The 20,416-nt window shown below is 33.1% G+C and carries 15 protein-coding genes; 5 read left to right on the top strand and 10 right to left on the bottom strand.

All coding sequences use genetic code 11. The features are described from left to right. Positions 1-186: 186 nt before the first annotated feature. Complete coding sequence (locus KMW28_RS11740) at positions 187-2,925, top strand: 4-alpha-glucanotransferase (protein ID WP_169663259.1); 2,739 nt, start codon at positions 187-189, stop codon at positions 2,923-2,925. Positions 2,926-3,103: 178 nt separating this feature from the next. Here the strand turns inward: KMW28_RS11740 and KMW28_RS11735 are convergent, their stop codons facing one another. The 6 genes from KMW28_RS11735 to KMW28_RS11710 all read right to left on the bottom strand — a co-directional run bounded on the left by KMW28_RS11735 (position 3,104) and on the right by KMW28_RS11710 (position 10,127). After that, positions 3,104-4,174, bottom strand: coding sequence for a DUF4421 domain-containing protein (locus tag KMW28_RS11735; protein ID WP_169663260.1), 1,071 nt, complete (start codon positions 4,172-4,174; stop codon positions 3,104-3,106). Positions 4,175-4,422: 248 nt separating this feature from the next. Beyond that, a complete protein-coding gene (locus KMW28_RS11730; protein ID WP_066206904.1) occupies positions 4,423-4,935 on the bottom strand; it encodes a hypothetical protein in 513 nt (170 codons plus the stop codon). A 91-nt stretch (positions 4,936-5,026) separates the two neighbouring features. After that, entirely contained in the window at positions 5,027-7,615 is a 2,589-nt protein-coding gene (locus tag KMW28_RS11725; RefSeq protein WP_169663261.1) for a leucine-rich repeat domain-containing protein, read from the bottom strand. Between the two features lie 81 nt (positions 7,616-7,696). Beyond that, positions 7,697-8,542, bottom strand: a complete 846-nt coding sequence (locus KMW28_RS11720; protein WP_169663262.1) for a hypothetical protein — start codon at positions 8,540-8,542, stop codon at positions 7,697-7,699. A gap of 269 nt (positions 8,543-8,811) precedes the next feature. After that, positions 8,812-9,315, bottom strand: a complete 504-nt coding sequence (locus KMW28_RS11715) for a hypothetical protein (protein WP_101958161.1) — start codon at positions 9,313-9,315, stop codon at positions 8,812-8,814. A 158-nt stretch (positions 9,316-9,473) separates the two neighbouring features. Next, positions 9,474-10,127, bottom strand: coding sequence for a hypothetical protein (locus KMW28_RS11710; RefSeq protein WP_169663263.1), 654 nt, complete (start codon positions 10,125-10,127; stop codon positions 9,474-9,476). Positions 10,128-10,387: 260 nt separating this feature from the next. Between KMW28_RS11710 and KMW28_RS11705 the strand changes: the two genes are divergently transcribed. Next, a complete protein-coding gene (locus tag KMW28_RS11705) occupies positions 10,388-10,870 on the top strand; it encodes a glutathione peroxidase (protein WP_169663264.1) in 483 nt (160 codons plus the stop codon). 66 nt (positions 10,871-10,936) lie between these two features. Here the strand turns inward: KMW28_RS11705 and KMW28_RS11700 are convergent, their stop codons facing one another. Continuing rightward, positions 10,937-11,608: a hypothetical protein gene (locus tag KMW28_RS11700; RefSeq protein ID WP_169663265.1), complete on the bottom strand. Its 672-nt coding sequence runs from the start codon at positions 11,606-11,608 to the stop codon at positions 10,937-10,939. Positions 11,609-11,613: 5 nt separating this feature from the next. Further along, positions 11,614-12,750: a DNA polymerase III subunit gamma/tau gene (locus KMW28_RS11695; protein ID WP_169663266.1), complete on the bottom strand. Its 1,137-nt coding sequence runs from the start codon at positions 12,748-12,750 to the stop codon at positions 11,614-11,616. A gap of 606 nt (positions 12,751-13,356) precedes the next feature. Between KMW28_RS11695 and KMW28_RS11690 the strand changes: the two genes are divergently transcribed. After that, a complete protein-coding gene (locus KMW28_RS11690; RefSeq protein ID WP_169663267.1) occupies positions 13,357-14,364 on the top strand; it encodes a phosphatase domain-containing protein in 1,008 nt (335 codons plus the stop codon). Here the strand turns inward: KMW28_RS11690 and KMW28_RS11685 are convergent. Continuing rightward, positions 14,361-14,993, bottom strand: coding sequence for a 4'-phosphopantetheinyl transferase family protein (locus tag KMW28_RS11685; RefSeq protein ID WP_183363875.1), 633 nt, complete (start codon positions 14,991-14,993; stop codon positions 14,361-14,363). The genes KMW28_RS11690 and KMW28_RS11685 overlap by 4 nt on opposite strands. Positions 14,994-15,075: 82 nt before the next feature. Between KMW28_RS11685 and KMW28_RS11680 the strand changes: the two genes are divergently transcribed. Continuing rightward, on the top strand, positions 15,076-15,996 hold the full coding sequence (locus KMW28_RS11680) for a WD40 repeat domain-containing protein (RefSeq protein WP_169663269.1): 921 nt from the start codon (positions 15,076-15,078) through the stop codon (positions 15,994-15,996). Positions 15,997-16,196: 200 nt separating this feature from the next. Beyond that, a complete protein-coding gene (locus tag KMW28_RS11675) occupies positions 16,197-17,711 on the top strand; it encodes a caspase family protein (protein ID WP_169663270.1) in 1,515 nt (504 codons plus the stop codon). Between the two features lie 44 nt (positions 17,712-17,755). Here the strand turns inward: KMW28_RS11675 and KMW28_RS11670 are convergent, their stop codons facing one another. Beyond that, positions 17,756-20,386, bottom strand: coding sequence for an Ig-like domain-containing protein (locus tag KMW28_RS11670; RefSeq protein WP_169663271.1), 2,631 nt, complete (start codon positions 20,384-20,386; stop codon positions 17,756-17,758). Between the last annotated feature and the right edge of the window lie 30 nt (positions 20,387-20,416).

The raw sequence follows: 20,416 nt of genomic DNA, 5'->3' as shown, positions 1-20,416 counted from the left end.
TTTGGTGATTTTAATCATGCATCCCGTAACGCAAACCGTTGCAAAAAAAAAATATAAAAATACCTTAATAATGTGCTTTATAAACCTAAAACAATATGTTATTTTAGCTATGCGAAAAAGGTGACTGTACCTTTTTTGATTTAAATACAAGGACCGATCTAAAGAATATATAAAACATTATCTTCGATGAAAGTATCTTTCAAAATACATTATGATACCCAATTTGGTCAACAATTAGCTGTTTCCGGTTCAATTGCTGTCTTGGGAAAAGGAAAAGAAACTGATGCCTTAAAAATGTCTCACTTAGGTGGGGGTGTTTGGATTGCTGAAATTGATTTATCAAAATCTAGAGCAAAATCATTTGAGTACAATTATTTATTGGTGGATGAAGGAAACGGAATCACTTATAAAGAAGCTGGTGCTCCAAGAGTAGTAGAAATCAATAAAAAATTAAAAAAGGTTGTTCTAGTTGATGCTTGGAATCCTTATCATGAAATTGAAAATGCTTATGATACAGCTGCATTTGATGTAATCTTTAAATCAAATGCTCCAACAGTTAAAGCACCAAGAAAATCATCGAAAGATACCAACTATACTTTTGAAGTGAATGTTCCTCGTATTCACCAAGATTATGTGGTGAAAGTAGTAGGTACAACAAAAGAATTAGGAGAATGGGATATCGCAAAAGCGTTGCCAATGCAATACGATGCAGATCGTAGACTTTGGACTATTACAACTCCTATTAAAGCATCCCACCACAAACTAAAATATAAATATGTTTTAGTAAATGTGAAAGATAAAAAAGCAGCTCCTGAATTAGAAGGTGGTTTCGATCATATGTTCGACATTAACGAAAACGACCCTTCTATCGCAGTGAAGTTCTCAGATCACCGTTTCACTTATGATAAGCATAATTGGAAAGGTATGGGTGTAGCTTTACCTGTTTTCTCACTTAGAACAGAAAACGGATTAGGTGTTGGTGAATTTTTAGATATTAAAGGTCTTGTAGATTGGTCTGTTGAAACAGGTATGCGTTTAGTACAAATCCTTCCTGTTAACGACACAATGGCCACTTATACTTGGATAGATTCTTATCCTTATGCTTCAGTTTCTGTGTATGCATTACATCCAATGTATGTAAACTTGGAAGCTATTGGTGATCTTAAGGACAAGAAGAAGATGACCAAATTGAAGAAGTTAAAGAAAACATTAAATGCATTAGACACTGTGGACTATGAAGCAGTAATGGATGCAAAAATGGACTTCTTAAAAGAAATCTGGTCAGAGAAGAAAGCTTCATTCTTTAAGTCTGCTAAAGTTAAAGCATTTATTAAAGAGCAAGAAGAATGGTTGTTGCCATATGCTGCATTCTGTTATTTAAGAGATAAATACAGAACTCCAGACTTCTCTAAATTTGAAGATTTTGCAAAATTCGATGCCAAAAAAGTAGCGAAGTTATTTGATGCAAAATCAAAAGTGAAAGATGATGTGAACTTCTATGTATTCGTTCAATATCACTTGCATGCTCAATTATTAGAGGCCTCTGAATATGCTCAATCTAAAGGTGTAGTTCTTAAAGGAGATATTCCAATTGGTATTTACCGTTTCTCGGCAGATGCTTGGACAGCTCCTCATTTATATAATATGAATGGTCAGGCAGGTGCTCCTCCAGATGACTTTGCTGTAAATGGTCAAAACTGGGGATTCCCTACTTACGATTGGGATACAATGAAAAAAGATGGTTATGCGTGGTGGACTTCTCGTATGACTCACCTTTCTCAGTATTTCCAAACTTTCCGTATTGACCATATCCTTGGATTCTTTAGAATCTGGGAGATTCCAATCGATTCTGTACAAGGTTTATTAGGTCAATTCAGACCTGCACTTCCACTTCATATCAATGAGTTGGAAAACAGAGGTGTATCATTCAACCACGACAGATTCTGTAAGCCTTACATTAGAGAGCATTTCTTAGGTGAAATGTTTGGTGAGGATACAGATTGGGTAAGAAGTGAGTTCTTAGAGCATAAATGGGATTCTGCTTACAATTTCAAAGCAGCATTCGATTCTCAATTGAAGTTACAAAAACACTTTGATGGCTTAATGGCCAAAAAAGGAGCTGATAAAGAGCGTTTAGAAAGAGTAAGAGATGGTTTGTATAGCCTTCATAACGAAGTGTTATTGATTCCTGCTTTAGGTTACGAAGATGGTATGCATTACGCACCAAGAGTAACTATGGACAAGTCAAGGACATTTGCTGAACTGACTCCTGCACAACAATATCACTTCTACGAATTGTATGTAGATTACTTCTTCAAACGTCAGGAAGAACTTTGGGCTGCACAAGCAATGGAAAAACTTCCAGCGATCAAAGAAGCTACTAACATGTTGATTTGTGGTGAGGATTTAGGTATGGTACCTGATTGTGTTCCTGGTGTAATGAAGGAATTAGAGATCTTATCTTTAGAGATTCAAAGAATGCCGAAAGATCCATCAATTTCATTTGGTCACCCAGGAAATTACCCTTACGATTCAGTAGCATCACCATCAAGTCACGATATGTCAACTGTAAGAGGTTGGTGGAAAGAAGATAGAGGTGATACACAGCGTTTCTACAATGAAATCTTAGGTAATTGGGGAGAGGCTCCAGAAGATTGTGAGCCTTGGATTGCTGAGCAAGTATTACAGCAACATTTATATGCTGATTCTATTTGGTGTATTTTCCCTCTTCAAGATTTACTTGCTATTGATGGTGAAGTAAGAAGAGATGATGCAGAAGCAGAGCGTATTAACGTACCTGCAATTAAGCACCATTACTGGAGATATAGAATGCACTTAAGCTGCGAGGAGTTAGTGAAACTAAAAAGCTTCAACAATAAGCTGAAAGGTTTAGTAACTGCTTCTGGTAGAAATACTGCTTACTAGTATTAGATAATAAGTAATATTTAAGAAGCCTCATACTTTTAAAATATTATATCAATGATAGTTCTGTACGGACGTTTCACTGAAACGTCCCGCGGAGCACATTAAAAAACAGCTTTACTTGATGTTATATCAAAAGTAAAGCTGTTTTTGTATATCATATTAGTGCTTTTTATCAAGCTTATCCGCCAGTTACATTACGTTTCTTCTCTAGAATCCAATCCAAAAACTTAACATCCCAATTAAAACGCTGAACAATATTAAATCTAAATTGCCCCATCCAATAAAGAGCTATTGTATCCGATGAAGTGGTAATATTATAGCTTTCTATTACATAGGAGGTACCTACATAGGTTCTACCATGATTATAACCAAAGGAAAGCTTTCCATTTAATTTAGCTCCACCTTGCCATGCTGTATCATTCACATTCCCTTTATCAGTAGCATATTGATAATTACCATAGGTAATTCCATACCCAACAGCAGCAGCCCCGGTAAGAAATAGTCTTTGACCTAAAACAAACGTCTGAGCATACCCCCCAATCAGTCCCATGCTACCATAATTCCCTTCTATTACATTGGATTTTAAATGGAATTTATCTCGGATATGTTCTGGTACCAAAGAAGAATCAGCTTTTACCGAGAGTAAATTAATATAAGGACCATAAATTAAACTACCAGCAGATTTTTTTTGAACCTCTGTTTGTGCAAAAGCAGCTCGGAATGAAAATTTTTCGTAGTTCTGAATTTTGAAAGCGGTAATGCCCAAAGTATTGACTCTCATGTCACCACGTATTTCTGAAGGGGGGTTAGGAGTTCCAGGAGGGTTAATATCATTGTACTCTCTAAGAAAGAAACCTTTGTAGAATTGTAAACCAAAATCTATGGCATAACGTCTACCATACATATAGGATCTCATGTCAAGCTTTTTAGTTTCTCCTAATGTACCATTATCATTATTAATGAAGGGGAAGTTGAATCCGAAATTAATACCAAGTCCTTTATAATTGAAGCCAAAACCTAAGTTTAAATTACCATTTGGGGCATAGACTAATTGTTGATGTTCACTTTCAGGATTCTGAGCGTTTACTATAAGATTATTGAATTTGTAGACTGTGTATAGTCTTAAATGAAGATAATCATTATAAGATTTGTAATAAGTAGAATCGTGATAGTAGGTTTTCTTTTGTGCATTTGCGGCAAAACCTACTAAGAAAAAAATAAATATAAAATAGGGAGTGTAATTCTTCACAGTGTAGAATAGTTTAAAAGCTTATCTTAAAGATAAAATAAAATGATCTGAATTTGACGGATTGTTTTAAATTATTTTAAGAAATAGCTTCTAATCTAATCTTCATTTTGGGGGTGTTCTACTGTAAGGGTTTGTGGTTGTTCTACATACATAATGCTATTTCAATCAAAAAAGTTTATTTTGATGAAAAAATATACTTACGTAAGGAAATAAAAAAAGCTACCCAATTTTTGGATAGCTATATATTTTTATTCTTCTGGGTAATCGTCTAATGAATTGATTACAGGAGGTTCATCTTCAAATTCTTCAACGACCAATCCATCTTCATGAGAGATGCAGATTTTTATTTGATTTTCGTTTTCAAATACTAAAATCATCTCATCATTAGGGTAGAAGTCTTCCTTAATTTTTGTCAGCTTAACGTTAGAGATTTTTTGATTCAGAATTTCAGCCCAAATTTCCATTCGTACTACTCTAAAACTTTTGATGTCGATTTTACCATCAAATTGTTCTAATAGTTTTTTACGCTCCTCTACAGGGTCGAAAGAGACAATCTTGATTCCATCACTTTCTTCACCGGCAGTAAAAGTAAGCCTTGTTTTATCATCAAAACGCAATTCCAGCCAATCTAGACATTGGAATTCCTCTTGCTCGTTAGAGGTGTTACTCCAGATATGATAGATCACATCGTTGATTGCGACTCCTGCTAAGGCCTGAAGTGTTGACACTTCATCTTTTGTAAACTTTTGAATTTTATCCATATCAAAAAAACACTCTTATAATCCCACAAAGGTAATCATAAGAGTGTAATTATAATGTTATTTTTTAAGAACTAAGGTTAATATCAAATGATTAATAGAAGTCTACGGATACATTTGGCATTTGTGCTTTAAAAGCATCTACCTTCTTCTGATTCAATTTCGTTTTGTAACACTTCAATGTTTTCAAATTACTTAACCCAACTAAGTACTTTAAGTTATTGATACTGGTATTGTAACATTCAAATGTCTTAAGATTTGGCATTTTTGTTACATATGAAATGTTTTTCACTTTTACGATACCTGAAACCTTCAACTTCTCCATTTGAGTAAAGCCTTCTAAAACAGTGAATTTCTCTACAAGTGTATTCGAAATATTTAAAGATTTCAATCCTTTTAAGTTTTGAATATCAGTGATATCCGAAATAGGAGTGTTATCAATTGAAAGTTCTTCTAAAGTATTGATACCTGAAATAGGGGCAAGATTAGTAATACGAGTGTAAGAAATATTCAACTTTTTAAGATCGAAAAGCATTTGTAATGGCTTCAAATCATTGATGCTTTTATGATTACTGATATTGATTTCTGATATCATATTGATCTGGTGAAGTTCGAATTTATCCGGATTCTTATTACCAATTTTAGCTTCAGTACTCAATACTTCTTTCCATTCATCAGATAATCCTTCCCACCACAATTGAAGTTTAGCAGATCTAAAGACAACGATTGCAGGTGATTCTACAGCGAACTTAATGAAGGCAGCTTCAGCAGTTGTTGTATTATCTGCTTCAATCACTTTTAAAGATTCTAATCCTTTTAATGGCGTAATAGAACTTACTTTCGAGTTAGAAATATCTATTTTAGAAAGCTTTTCTGCATGTTCTAAAGGAGACAAATCAGAAATGTTTGTGCCTTTGATATTCAATTTAGAAAGAAGCTTATGGTTTTCTAATACCGAAATGTCTGTGACATTTGTGCCCTTAATATTTAGGTTACTAATGTTAGGACAGCTTTTTAAAGCATCAATTGAGTTGATATTTGTATTTGCAGCATTCAATACTTCCAAGTTAATCAAGAAGTTAAGAGGATCTAGATTTTGAATTCCTCCAACATTATGAATATCAATTTCTTTAATGTTGGCGATAATCTGAAGCTGCTCTTTTTCTGGACTTGTTGTTAATCCCGCTGTAGTTAACAATTTGTCTTGCCAAACATCGCTTAAACTTTCCCACCAATTTTTTAATTGATCAGACCCGTAAATCACTAATGTTTTTGGGTGAGATCGCATATAACTTTGAGCGATTGATGTATTTATTTGTGTTCCATCACAATAGATTCTTTCTACATTCTGAAGCTTACTTAAAGGAGTAAGGCTAGAAATTGAAGATTGGTCTGCGGATAAATTCTTTAAAGCGGATGTAGTTGCTAAAGAAGATAAATCATTGATTGAAGTTCTGTCAATACTAAGTTGCTCCAGCTTTTTTAATCCATACAACGCATCAATTGATGTAACTTCTGTATTAGAAATATCTAATGAACGCAACTGCTTCGTAGAATTTAACGGTTTGATGTCGGCAACTTTAGTATCGTTTGCCCATAATACATTTAATTCTTCTAAGTCAGTAAGTGGTGTTAAATCAGAGATATTCGTATTGAAAATATAAAGCTCTTTTAGCTGATCGAAGTTTTCAACAACCGTAATATCTTCAATTTGTGTATCGTTAATCATTAAAACTTTAAGGTTAGTGCAATACACAAGAGGATCAAGGGAGTTGATGCCTGTCATTTCACATTTTAAAGATTTTAGATTGGTCAATGTTCGGATAGGAGACAAGTCGTTTACACCAGTACCTGATATATTTAAATCCTCTAAGTTTCTCATTTTACTTAGTGGAGCCAAAGTAACGATCTCTGGGTTTAACGAAATATCTAATTCTTTCTTCTGAAGGAAGTGTTCTATATGATTGAAGATGTTCTCATTTAATGGCAACGTTGAATCGTTTTTAGTCACCATAATCGAGTCGATAATTGAAGTAACATCAGATAGTGGAATATTATTATCCAATTTGATGTCAGCACCTACTGTATTTCTCCAAACATCATCTAGTTTGTTCCACCATAAAGCCATATCTTCTTTTTGAGAAAGCTTAGTGGTATAAATAGAAGCGATTTTTAATTCTTGAGCATCTGGATCTAAGTTGATTTCTACGAATCTCTCTGCAGAGTTGCTAATCGTATCATTCATGACCGTTAATGCGTCTAATTTTCTAGTTAACTGAACAGTAAAGTACAGATTACCTTCGTTATTAACGCTATGCTCGATTTTTTCAACGATAAACTCAAAGTTGGCTTCTTCGAAAAAGAAATCAACATCTTTTAAATAGGCTTGTACATCTTTATTAGAAACTACTTGTCTGTTCGGGTCAAGATCATCTTCTATTTGCGTCTTGTCCGATTCAAAATATTTTAAGTAAGTCTCATTAATAATGATGCTTTTCTCTCTTTTCGTATAATCATCTCCAGCAATATCGTTCAGTGTACTTTCGATAAACATCACTAAATCTTTCGCCTCACTTTTATATTTGGCTAATCTTTCTGCTGGTATTTCATTACTTTCCTGACCAAAAGCATACTGACCAAAAAATAATGATAATGTTATTAAGTAAGTAAACAGTTTATTCATCACTGTGTAAGTTTTGTTTTATATCTTAATTGACAACACGAAGGTTATCTCTATATGTTTGAGTAATAACTAACGCTAAATTTATTGATCCTTGTGCAGTACATGTCGTGTCCATACATCCATATCTTCATTTTTAAGCGGCATTAATTCAGAAATCATCCACCCAGAATTATAGGAGTCTCTTTCAAACTTTTCTACAGAAAAGTACCAACCCGCAATTTGGAATACATGGAATTTTACATTGTTTACAGTTACAAAAGTAAGATCACCACTTTTTGCCAAGTAGAACAATACCGATAGGTAATCAATTTCGTAACCGTTTACACCATAATCTTCGACTTCGTTAGGATCTCTAAATGCTCTATGCAAATTCATGAAATCAATTTCATGACTCATAGGATGTAAAAAATTCTTTTTCGATTTGTCGTTTTTATGAAGGTCTTGAAGCATATCAGAGTATACATCAAATATGGCCCACTTATAACCAAGACTATCCGCTTGAAGTCTTAAAAATAGGGTTACATTTATATTTTTCCCTTTATATAAATAACGTGTTTCTACTTCAGCAAAATAACCACCCTGATGTTTCTCGATAAACTTAGGGGCTTTTTTATCGTTCACATCATTAATAAAGTCTTTCTTTAATTTATTCGTTAAGTTAGAGTTCTCCCCATCAAATAGTACCTCAAGATATTTTTTTCGCATCGTTAATTCTCTGAATTTATATGATCCAGAAGAATAGGGCTGACCATTCATATCCTCTTCATTATTAAATCGTTTAATAAATTGAGTGAACTGTTTTGTTTCCGCATAAAGTTTGGATTCATCACCTTTATAATGACCAATGACTTGTGCTTTAGAAACCCCTTCTGTTAGAAATGATGTAATGAAAAAAAGAATTATTACTTTGAAAATTTGTCGATACATTCTTTTGATAAGAGATAAAAATAAAAAATACGTTACAGTATTATAGACAGTTACCATTTGATTTTAGTCAATGTGTGGTAACTGAAATCCATATAAAAAATGTCAATTTAGATGACGATTTTATCGAAAGTAAAGATAATTGTTATGCTTCCGTTTTCAAATATCGCCCGTTAGAATTGACTACTTTGATAAACTAATTATCAAAAAAAAACTTGATGATAAACTTTATACAAATTCATCACCAAGTTTCTTATATCTTACAGAAAAGATTAACCTTTCTTTGTTTCAGATACTTTGATATCGCCCAATAGGACATCCCAGAAACCAATTTCTCTACCACCAATTTGTGTAGTCTTACGCTCTACATAAATAGTGATGTCTTTCTTAGTGATATCTTTGTAAACCATACCGTCTTCAGTAACACCTGTAAACTTTTGGTAGATAGTAATTACACCTACATATTTACCATCAGGTTGCTTTTCTAAATCAGAAATATATTGGATATCAAACCACTCGATGTTTACCGACTTGTAGTTCAATTTGTTTAAACGCTCCAAGTATTTTTTGATTGCGAAATATCTGATTTGGCTTTTACCTAAAGTCGATACACCAATTTGAGCATCGTCAACGAACAATTCTAAAGCTCTTTCGATGACACGGCTTGCTTCAGAGAATGAAGTGCCCTTATCACCAATCTTAGAGATGTATTTACTTAAATCGTGTACTTTTTCTAATGCCAAAGAATCAATAGCAGCCTTACGTGCTGGCGGCATTGGAGGCTCTTCTTTTTGTGTATCTTGACCAAATACTTGTAGTCCCAGTAGACAAAGGAATACTAAACTTAATGTTTTGATAGCTTTCATATGATAATTAAATTATATCTGTTGAAGTGTTCAATAAATTCACTAACAACAAATCAATTTTTCTGATATTACTTTTTAGTTAAAATCAATTCAGTGATTTTACCGTTTGCATCTGTCTTAAACTCTTTGATTTTATCAGGATTTCTTTGGACGTCCTTCAATTTGTTTAAATATTTTGATGCAGTTGTTGGCTTGTCGTAATCTACGATATCGCCATCGTTATAAATCTCAATCAAGACAGGAACATCTGGAGAAGCAAATAGAGCTAATGCTTCAGTAATCATCAAGTTAGCCGATTGTGTATCGCCAGAACCTTGGATGTTGTCCATTAAATAGTAAATATCTCTTTTTTGAGCTTCTTGAGCTTTCGCTTTTTCCGCTTCTTCTTTTGCTTTTTGTTCAGCAGCTAATTTAGCCTCAAGTGTAGCTCTTTGAGAAGCTAAATGACTATCAGCTTTAGAAATTAGATCGTTTACTGTAGCATCTTCTAAGTTGTAAGACTTGATCTCGTTTAATCTTGCCTCATCTGTAGCTAACTCATCTAAAGAAGCATAGTCTTTACCTACCATTGCTTCTAAGTCTTGTTGTGCTTTTTGTGTTTTTGCTAGTAACTCTTTTGCAGCTTGTTCAGCAGCAAGTTTCTTTTGACTTTTACACCCTGTGAAAGATACAGCCATGATCATTGCCATAAAAAGAGCTGTAAAGATTGATGTTTTGTTCATACTACTTTGTAATTCAGTTTAAACCATTTTCCCTTTTTATGATTATAAAGGTATTCGGTTTGTTTGTTGAAATTCAAAAAATAAAAATTTTGTCCAATTTAATCATTCTTACCGATTTCAATCAAAAATATTAGATCATTAGCAAAAATTAAGATGATGATTTAAAGAATTTTTTAATTAATGTATAAAAAAATACGAATTTACTTTTATTTATGTCGCGCACGATATAAATTTGAAGCATATTTAAACTCATTACATTTATGTCAGCACAATTTTATACTTATTCAGCAGAGAATCCTCAAGGGAACGAAATCAAAATGTCGGACTTTGAAGGGAAAACAGTTTTAATAGTCAATACAGCAACCCAATGTGGTTTAACTCCTCAGTTTGATGGGTTAGAAAAATTACATCAAGAGTATAAAGACAAGGATTTAGTGGTTTTAGGTTTTCCTTGTAATCAGTTTGCAGGTCAAGAACCCTTATCAAATGATGAAATGGAAGCAACATGTAAACTAAATCATGGAGTTACTTTTCCATTAATGAAAAAAATTGATGTAAACGGAGGGAATGCCCATCCCTTATACAAATACTTGAAGAAAGCTTTGCCAGGAACGTTAGTCAATTCAATTAAATGGAATTTCACTAAATTCCTGATCGGGAAAGACGGAACGCCAATTAAAAGATATGCTCCAACTGCTAAGCCAGAAAGTATAGAAGGCGATATTAAAAAAGCATTGGCCTAATCAAAAGTTTATTTAGTAAACTGAAATAACACAAAAGCCCAGGAATTAATCCTGGGCTTTTGTGTTTTACTCTACTTCTAATCCAAGTTTTTGCTGAAGCTTTTTCAATGCAGGGAATTTATCCTGTAGATATTTCAGCTTATCTGGACTAGAATATATTTTCTTAGGCTCGTTGGTATTTTCTATAGAAACTACTTTTGTTTGAATTTCTATTGAATCGTTCTTCAACTCTGTTCTAAGTAACCTTAATAATTCAGGTCTTACCACATTTAAATGTTCTGTTTGAACTTGATTTGTGATTTGAACAATAATATTAAGTTGACTATCCAATTCAATGGTGGATTCTTCTAAAAGGAGAGAAGCAAATTTACTCTTACCATTCCTTTTGTACTGATCTGAAAATACCTTCCATACTTTTTGAGCTTGTTCCAAAGTAAAAGAAGCACCCACTTTCGAAGGAGCAGGAGAGGATGGTCGGTTATAATTTGATACAGGTTGAGGCGGTAAAGGAGCTGCTGAAGGTCTATTTTGAACAATGTGTTGTTGTTCTTCTGCTTTAATCTGTTTTGCCTGTTGGCTTAGACCATTTTTAAGCATTTCTAAGTTACCCGAAATCTTAGTGGTAGATTTCATCGATACCTTAGCATTTTCCTTTTTAAAATGTTCTTCCAGCTTAAACGGCTGAGATGAGGTGGAAGGTTCTTCTTTTTTAGCAAGCTTGGCTTGCTTTGCTTTCAACTCAGCTAGTCTTTTTTTTTTATCTCAATTTGTGCAAATTGAATCGCTCTATTGATATGAGACATTTTCATTAATGTCAATTCAACATGCAAACGTTGGTTCTTTGATTCCTTGTATTTAGTATCACATTCTCCACCTAAATTTAGGGCAGTCATAATAAACGACTGAGGAACTTCTTGAGCTTGTTGCTTGTAGCGTTGTTTCACGCTTTCAGAAACGTCAAGTAGTTCTAATGTAACCTCGTCTTTACAAACTAAAATGTTTCTAAAGTGTTCACAAAGACCATTAATAAAATTATGACCATCAAAACCTTTTCTAAGGATTTCATCAAAGATGAGCATGGCTTGAGAAGCCTCACCTCTGTTCAAGAAATCGGTTAGTTTAAAGTAATAATCATAATCTAAGATATGTAAATTATCAACTGTAGTTTGATAATCAATTTCTTTATTATTTGAGAAAGTGCCAATCATATCGAACATCGATAGGGCATCTCTCATTCCTCCATCTGCTTTTTGAGCAATAAGGTGAAGTGCATCAGTATCCGTCTTAATACCTTCTTCATTAGCAATTTTTTGTAGCTGATTAACGATGTCTTTTACACTGATTCTGTTAAAATCAAAAATCTGACATCTAGAAAGAATGGTAGGAAGGATTTTATGCTTTTCCGTAGTTGCTAAAATGAAGATAGCATAAGAAGGGGGTTCCTCTAAAGTCTTAAGAAAAGCATTGAAGGCAGCTGTTGATAACATATGTACCTCATCAATGATATATACCTTCTTTTTACCTGGCTGAGGAGCGTACCTTACTTGCTCAATCAAATTTCTGATGTCTTCAACTGAGTTGTTAGAGGCAGCATCCAATTCCACAATATTTAAAGAGGAATTTTGATTAAAGCTAGTACAAGATTTACACTCGTTACACGGATCGCCTTTTTCAGATAAATTATCGCAATTGATTGTTTTTGCGAGAATTCTGGCATTTGTCGTTTTACCCACACCTCTTGGACCACAAAACAAAAACGCTTGAGCAAGATGATTACTCAACACAGCATTCTTTAGTGTATTTGTGATATGTTCTTGTCCAACAACTGTTTGAAAGGTATTCGGACGGTATTTTCTAGCCGAAACAACAAAGTTCTCCATGTATTGATCTCCTATATTTAGAGTAAATTCTTAGCAAAGATAAAAAATTCGATTGCGTATAAAACACATCAGACTAAATTATTTGTAAAATTAAATGATGTTTAGATTCTTCAAGAATAAATAATTAATGAAGAGGTTTTATTTTGAAAATCTATTATTTGATAATCAATTAGTTTCCCTTACAGAAGTATGTTTTTCTACAATGTTCTAATTTTTAAGAAATTAGAGTATAACATTTCTATGAATTTTTTTCTTGATTGAATTGAAAAGGTGTATTGAATGGTACTTTTCTCATAACTTATAGTAAAAGCAAGGAAATAAATGAAAAGATGCTTAAATTTGTATCAACAAGATGGTTCCTTTCAACTTAAATGGAATGAACTAATGAATTGACAATCTGATATCAAAATATATTTAATAGACAATTTAGCAATACAATCTTCCAACTAATACATTTTTAACTATCAGACTATTCTGAATTAAAAGGACAAACTTTCAACTAAACACAGATCGATATGCATTTAAGTATATCGATCTTTTTTTTATTCCTATTTTTCTACTAATTTTTGATATTCATTGGAAGTTTCATTTCTGAATTCTTAAACTTTGAGTCTAAAAAGCGTTTTGATGCCGCTTGTCGGCTTTTTATATAACGGACAATTATCTGTTGAGGGACAATTGCTCACATTTAAATCCGGATTGCTGGATCTAACCAAAAAGCCTGAAGGGTTTCGTAGACATGTGTCTAGATTATGGAAACTTTACCGACATAATCATGTAACTGGTCGTCAGCTTTATGTTGCACTCGAAAAACAACATTTTACGATTGATTTGGATGAAAACGGTTTCTTCCGTTTCGAAACTCCTATAGATAAGAATTATTCAAATTATGATCTAGACCATCTTCTGAAGTTTTATAAAGATGAAAAGCATACAGAAGAAATTACGGTACCTGCAATAACATTATCCAGTATTTATAATGTGGGACACCCCAAATACATTGTTATTTCTGATGTAGACGATACCATACTTATTACTCACGCAACTTCTTTTTTAAAAAGGGTACCGCAAACCATTGTTCGCCATGCTTTCAAAAGGAAAGAGGTAGAGGATATGAGTAAATTCTATAAAGAATTAAAAAAGCAAGGAGCAGAAATTTTCTATGTATCCAATTCCGAAATGAATCTATTTTGGATCATCAAATTATTTTTGATTACGAGAAAGTTTCCATTGGGACCAATTTATTTAAGGTATCAAAAAAATTGGAAGGACTTTATCAGATCACCTAAAGCCAATAACGATCAATTAAAAAATGTACATAAGGTGAGTCGAATTGCTTACTTAATTAATAAGTTTCCTGATCAGAAGTTCCTATTGGTTGGTGATAGTGGTCAAAAAGATCCTTACACCTATCAGTCCATTGCCCAAGAATTTTCAAATAATATTTCTGGGATTATGATTCGTGATGTCAACAAGGGAAAGAAAGATGAAGAGATGAAGGAAATAGAAAAAAGTTTGAAAGAAATTGGTGTTCCTTTCTTTTTATTTCATGATCCTAAAGAAGCTATGCGACAGGAAAGAAGGTGGTATCAAAGCAGGGTGTTAAGACATTAATTAAATGCAAAACAAAGCAGAGTGTCCTCAACCTGTTCAAATTGTAATTGATAACAGTTCTGATTTTCTGATACATCTTTAATAATTACCTGATTAGGCTCATTATCTTTAAAGTGTGTGATAATTTGAGACTTGTATTCAATATTAAGTTTTCCAAAGGCCTTATAAGAAGCTTCTTTTATACACCATATTTTTGTTCCTTTTACTTCGTTAGCATCTGCAAAAGCAATCTCGTCATTGGTTGCAATTCGGAACAATAAACGGTTTATTCTTGCTTGAATTTTTTCTACATCACATCCAATAGCATCATTATCACTATTTTTTGATACTGCCACCAGAGCATAATTTTTTGAATGTGAAATAGAACAAGACATTCCAACATCAATTAATTGAGGCTTCCCAATTTCATCCTTCAATATCCCTTTATATTTAATTTGAAGTGAATCTAATAAACCTTTCAAAGCTACTCTTGAAGCAATAGTTTGAAGCCTGTTATGCTTATTTTTTATATGTTCAAAAGATGTTTCATCTTCGAATGTCTTTACTAAAAGTTCTTCTTCGGTCTCTTCAATTTTCCATAGACACCAAAATACTTTCTGATCAATATTTTTATTAATGATAATTGGCATACCCAAAATTAAATAAATATTCTAAGATATCATTTTTTACTTTTTTGAATTAATTGTCATATTTGTTGCAACAATTAATATTATGATGAAAAGACAGGTATTAGAAGTAGAAAAAATCGCCCAATTTGGTGGTCACAAAGATGGACTTTACAGTGTAGTAAAAACATCAAACCCCAAATTATTTTATACGGCAGGAGCTGATGGATATGTGGTAGAGTGGAATATAGATCAACCTGATCAAGGGAAATTAGTGGCTAAAGTTCCTAATACGGTGTACTCTATGGCTGCCATCGAAGAACTAAATCAATTAGTCGTTGGACAAAATAACGAAGGAATTCATTTATTAGATTTAAATTCTGGTAAAGAACTTAAGTCTTTAAAGCTAACTGATAAAGCTGTTTTTGCTATCGAAAGAATGGATGATCTACTTTTTGTAGGCACTGGAGATGGTTGGGTATATGTGGTTTCTATTTCTAAATGGTTGGTACAATCAAAAGTTAAAGTATCTAATGAATCGGTAAGAAGCATAGCTGTTGATGCAGAAAGACTACATTTCTGGGCAGGAGCGAGCGATAGTATTATTAGAGGATACAATATTGATAACTGTTCTGAGATTCGTGAGTTAATAGGTCACGATAAATCTGTGTTTGCTTTGACTATATCTACAGATGGGAAATTTTTATTGTCTGGTAGTAGAGATGCACATATGAGAGTTTGGAATCTTGATGGTTTTATAGAAACCCAAGAGGATATTGTGGCACATATGTATACTATTAATGATATTTCATTTTCACCGAATGGGGACTACTTTGCTACGTGTTCGAAGGATAAATCGATTAAAGTTTGGAGAAGGAGAGACTTTAGACTTTTAAAAGTAATTGATAAAGCTAGACATGCTGGACATGGTACTTCTGTAAATAGATTACTGTGGTTAAATAATACAATTATTGTCTCTGTGTCAGACGATCATTCCGCTTCCGCATGGGATGTAAAAGGCTTATAATTTAATTTTATTAAAAATATCTTACATAACTTTTTTTAGATTGTGATTTTTGTAATTATTGAAAATAGAATAATAAATAGAAATCTATTGTATTTAATGTAGAATATGAACTCAAATACGTCGTATTAGGTTAATCATTGTAAAGAACGACCACATAATCAGCCCAAAACTTACTTATATTCTTTACAATTAATCGAACCATGACCCAGTACTATTTTAAATATTGTATTGCTATTACTTTATTCTTGTCTTTCGACACCTTATCCCAAGTAAATTACACTCATTATCATGCAGTTCAACCATTTGCTATGAACATTATTTTCAATGAAGAATTCGAAAATAATGATCATAAATGGGAGATCGTGCAACACGATGAAGACATATTTAGGCATAGTAATTTAAAGGATGGCAACTATCATTTATCTTCAAAAGAGAAAAATGAAACTGTAATCGAATTGAAGTCCGGTTTTCAGTACACAACGCTTGATAATTTCGAGATAGAAACAAAAATTAAGCATGTGGCTAATAATAAATCTCACGCAAATGGTATTATTTGGGGGATGTCACCTAACGGAAAAAAAGGCTATAGTTTTGTATTTAGCGGAGATGGAAGGTTCCATATCCAAAAATTAAATGATGGCCATGAAGTTGAAATAGTGAAGTGGCAATATCATAAGTCAATCAAAAAATATGATTATAATAAATTGACTGTAAGGAAAATCGATCATTCGTATTATTTATTCATCAATGAACATTTTGTTAAAAGATTTCCTTATTCGAAATTAACCTCAAAAGATGATGTTACTGGATTTGTTGCTGAGGGAACATCTATAAACATTGAAAATATCACCATTAAACACATTAATACGGTTATTCTTGATAATCATGCAAAAGAACAATTACTAGTTAATGCGAATAAAACACTTTCAAGTCCTGTGTTTGCATCTAGAGGTTTAGTAGTCGATAAAAAAGAAGTAAATAAACCATTTGAGGAAACTGTGGGGAATTTTTATGCTCTAATTATCAGTGTGCAAAATTATGATGATAAAGATATCCAAGACCTGAAATACCCTCATCGTGATGCTAAAAATTTCAGATCAATTCTTGAAGAAAAATACGGTTTTGCTACATCAAATATCATTCAATTAAATGATCCTAAAAGAGATGATGTGGTAAAGGCTTTTAATTCGATGAGGAATCAAATTAATGAAAACGATAACCTTATTATTTATTATGCAGGGCACGGTATTTATGATGAAGAAGTAGCTGAAGGATATTGGCTACCTTCTGATGCGCATAAATCTGATGATTCACATTGGATAGCTAACTCTAATTTAAGTACAAAATTAAAAGGTATCAAAGCAAAACATACTTTGTTAATTTCTGATGCTTGTTTTAGTGGTAGTATATTTAGATCAAGTAGATCCATACTAAACGAACCATCTCAATCGATTACTAATTACTATTCCAAAAAGAGTAGAAAAGGTATGACGAGTGGTACTTTAAAAACAGTACCGGATCAATCTGTTTTTTCTAAATATTTGTTCCAGACTTTGAACACCAATCAAGATAAGTTTATGACAGCCTCTAGTCTGTTTTACAGATTCAATAAAATTGTAGCAAACAACAGTCAAAACGCACCACAGTTTGGTGTCTTATATGGAGTAGGAGATGAAGGAGGTGAATTTGTTTTCATCAATAAACAAAAGAAATAAAAAAAGGCATCCACAATTGGATGCCTAATTTATTTGGGGAAAATTTATTCTTTTATTATTCTTCTAGAATAACTTGTTTCTTCATCAATAACCTGAACTAAATATACTCCCTTTGGTTGATTACTTAGATCAATTTTATATTCATTTTCGAAATATGTATTCACTGAATATACATTTTGTCCATTAAGATTATAGATGATAATTTTATATACTTTATTTGATAATCCTCTTAAGGTAATCGACCCTTTATTTGGGTTGGGATAAACTACTAATGGATTGTATACATTATCTATTGAAGTTGGGGCCTCTGCTTTTACAACCACACTAATATTTTGAGAAAAACTTCCATCTTCAGATTCAACTGTAACAGTACAGTTCCCTTCAGCTAAAGCAGTAATTATTCCATTAGTAACAGTAGCAATTGTTTCGTTAGATGAACTCCAAATTACATTTTGATTAGTTGCTTCAGCAGGAAGAACAGTAGCCGTAATAGTAGCAGTCTCATTAATGATTAATTCAACATTATAAATATCAATGTTTATTCCACTTACAGGAATACTTGTAGCAGGTGTAACAGTTATTGTAGCTGTAGCTCTAATACCACCTTCTGCTGTTACTGCAGTGATTTCCACTTCACCTTCTTGTACACCTGTCACTATTCCATTTTGATCTACAGTTGCGACAAAAGTATTAGAAGATTCCCATGAGTAATTCTTATTACTCGCATTTTCTGGTAAAACAGTAGCTGAAAGTTGAAGTGTTTTATACCTTTCAACATCAGCTGAAGTGATATCAAGTTCAATTCCTTCTACTGCAATAATATTTTCGGTATATGGAGTGAAGATCATTTTATCCATATTCCATTGCCAAGTGTTACTACCTGATGCGAGAACCTTAAAAGTATTTTGACCTGCCTCTAAGTAGAAATCAACTTCTAAAGCAACTTCTTGATAATCTCCCCAGCTATCATTATTAGGAACTACCACTTCTCCAACTTCTTCACCATTAGTTAATAAAGTTACTGCTGCTCCATCACTGGGAGTAGATACTAAAAAAGTTACTTTATAATTTCCACTTTCAGCAACGTTGTAATCAAATTCTACCCAATCACCATTATTTACCCAATTAATGCCCAAATTATCATCAGTAATTCCAACACCAAAGCCAGGACCTCCCCATTCTTCGTCGTCTACTGTGCCTCCAGTTCTATCAAAATCTTCTGCTTCAATAATGAATTCACTACCAGCACCATTTTCAATTACTTTTACATTAGAAGTAGCTGTGAAATTACCATCTTCAGTAGTTACATTAATTACCGCATCACCAAGACCAACTGCAGAAACAACACCATTAGTATTTACTGTTGCAACAGCTTCATTACTTGAAGTGAAAGTTACATTCTTGTTAGTTGCATTATAAGGTACAAAAGTAGGGGTCACATTATATGCACTACCATTGGCAACTACTTTTTCTGTTGGATCTAGAGATACACCTGTTACAGGACGAACGCCACCATTATCAGGAACAGGTTTGTAGACCCTTACCCAATCTACTTTCATTTGGTTTTTTGTAGGATCGTTTAAACTAGCTTGTGAGGGAGTTTGATCTAATAACCATCCTTGGGATTCTACATTGATAATGATGTCTAATTCTTTAGTGAATCCTTTAGCTTCAAGAGTGACACCATTACCATCTAAGTCATCATCATCTCCACCTTGGAACCAAGCAGGGTCAATAACATTATATCCATTAGAAGCATTTGATGCGGCTTTTAACTTATCCATATCAAATGAACTACTTGTAGAATGAATGATAACATCGGTGTAGCCTGCTTGATTTCCTGAAGCAATGTTTGTAGGTAACTTATACCCATTCACATCCCAAGTTAACGACTTAAAGTAAGTGTATTGCCAAGTGCCATTATAATTGGTAGCAATGGCATTATAATACATCACTCTTACCAATTCTCCATCTATATAGTATTCAAAATGTTTAGGGCTTTTCCAATAAACTCCCATTCGCATATAACGACGTTCACCACCGTTATTCCAACACCAATCACCCCAACCATAAGAGTTGTTTACTCTACTATCAGGATACCATGAATTCCAATCTCTTGGTTGATAATCTGTGAAAGGATTACGAACAAAGGAGTGATGACTGATATGAGTAAATTGTTTATAGAAATTTACTCCACCGTAGTTTTCTATGATATCAATTTCTTCAGTATCATCAGGACTTAAAAGCCAAAAACAAGAGGCTAACTCAATGTTAGCTACTGAAATGGCCGATTCTACATAGACAGGGTAAACAACTTTAGCATTTGAAGTCACACACCCAGAAGCTACACCATAGGAACCTCCTTTACTCGTTTCAGGAGTATAGCCTGCTGTAATAATCAAGTTGCCATTTTCTACTGTTACATTTTGATGTTTCCAATAAGTATATCCAGGTCCATCCCAATGGTTATGATAAAAGTTATACCATTTATCATTGCCAAAGTTTACTTTTGAGTCTGTTCCTTCAAAAGTATAATTAAAATCATCTGAGACATTGTCTTGTAATTCCCAAATACTGTCTGCACCTGCCATAGCTGGAACTGGGAAAATATCCCATTCTTGTGCTTGAAGTTGTATTGCTAAAAATGTTAATAGTAAAGTAAGTAATCTCTTCATTTTATTTCAAAAGCTTAGAAGTAATATTGT

This window comes from Flammeovirga yaeyamensis (assembly GCF_018736045.1).
In the GTDB taxonomy this organism is placed as follows: Bacteria; Bacteroidota; Bacteroidia; order Cytophagales; family Flammeovirgaceae; genus Flammeovirga; species Flammeovirga yaeyamensis.
This window is presented reverse-complemented; position numbering and strand designations above follow the sequence as displayed.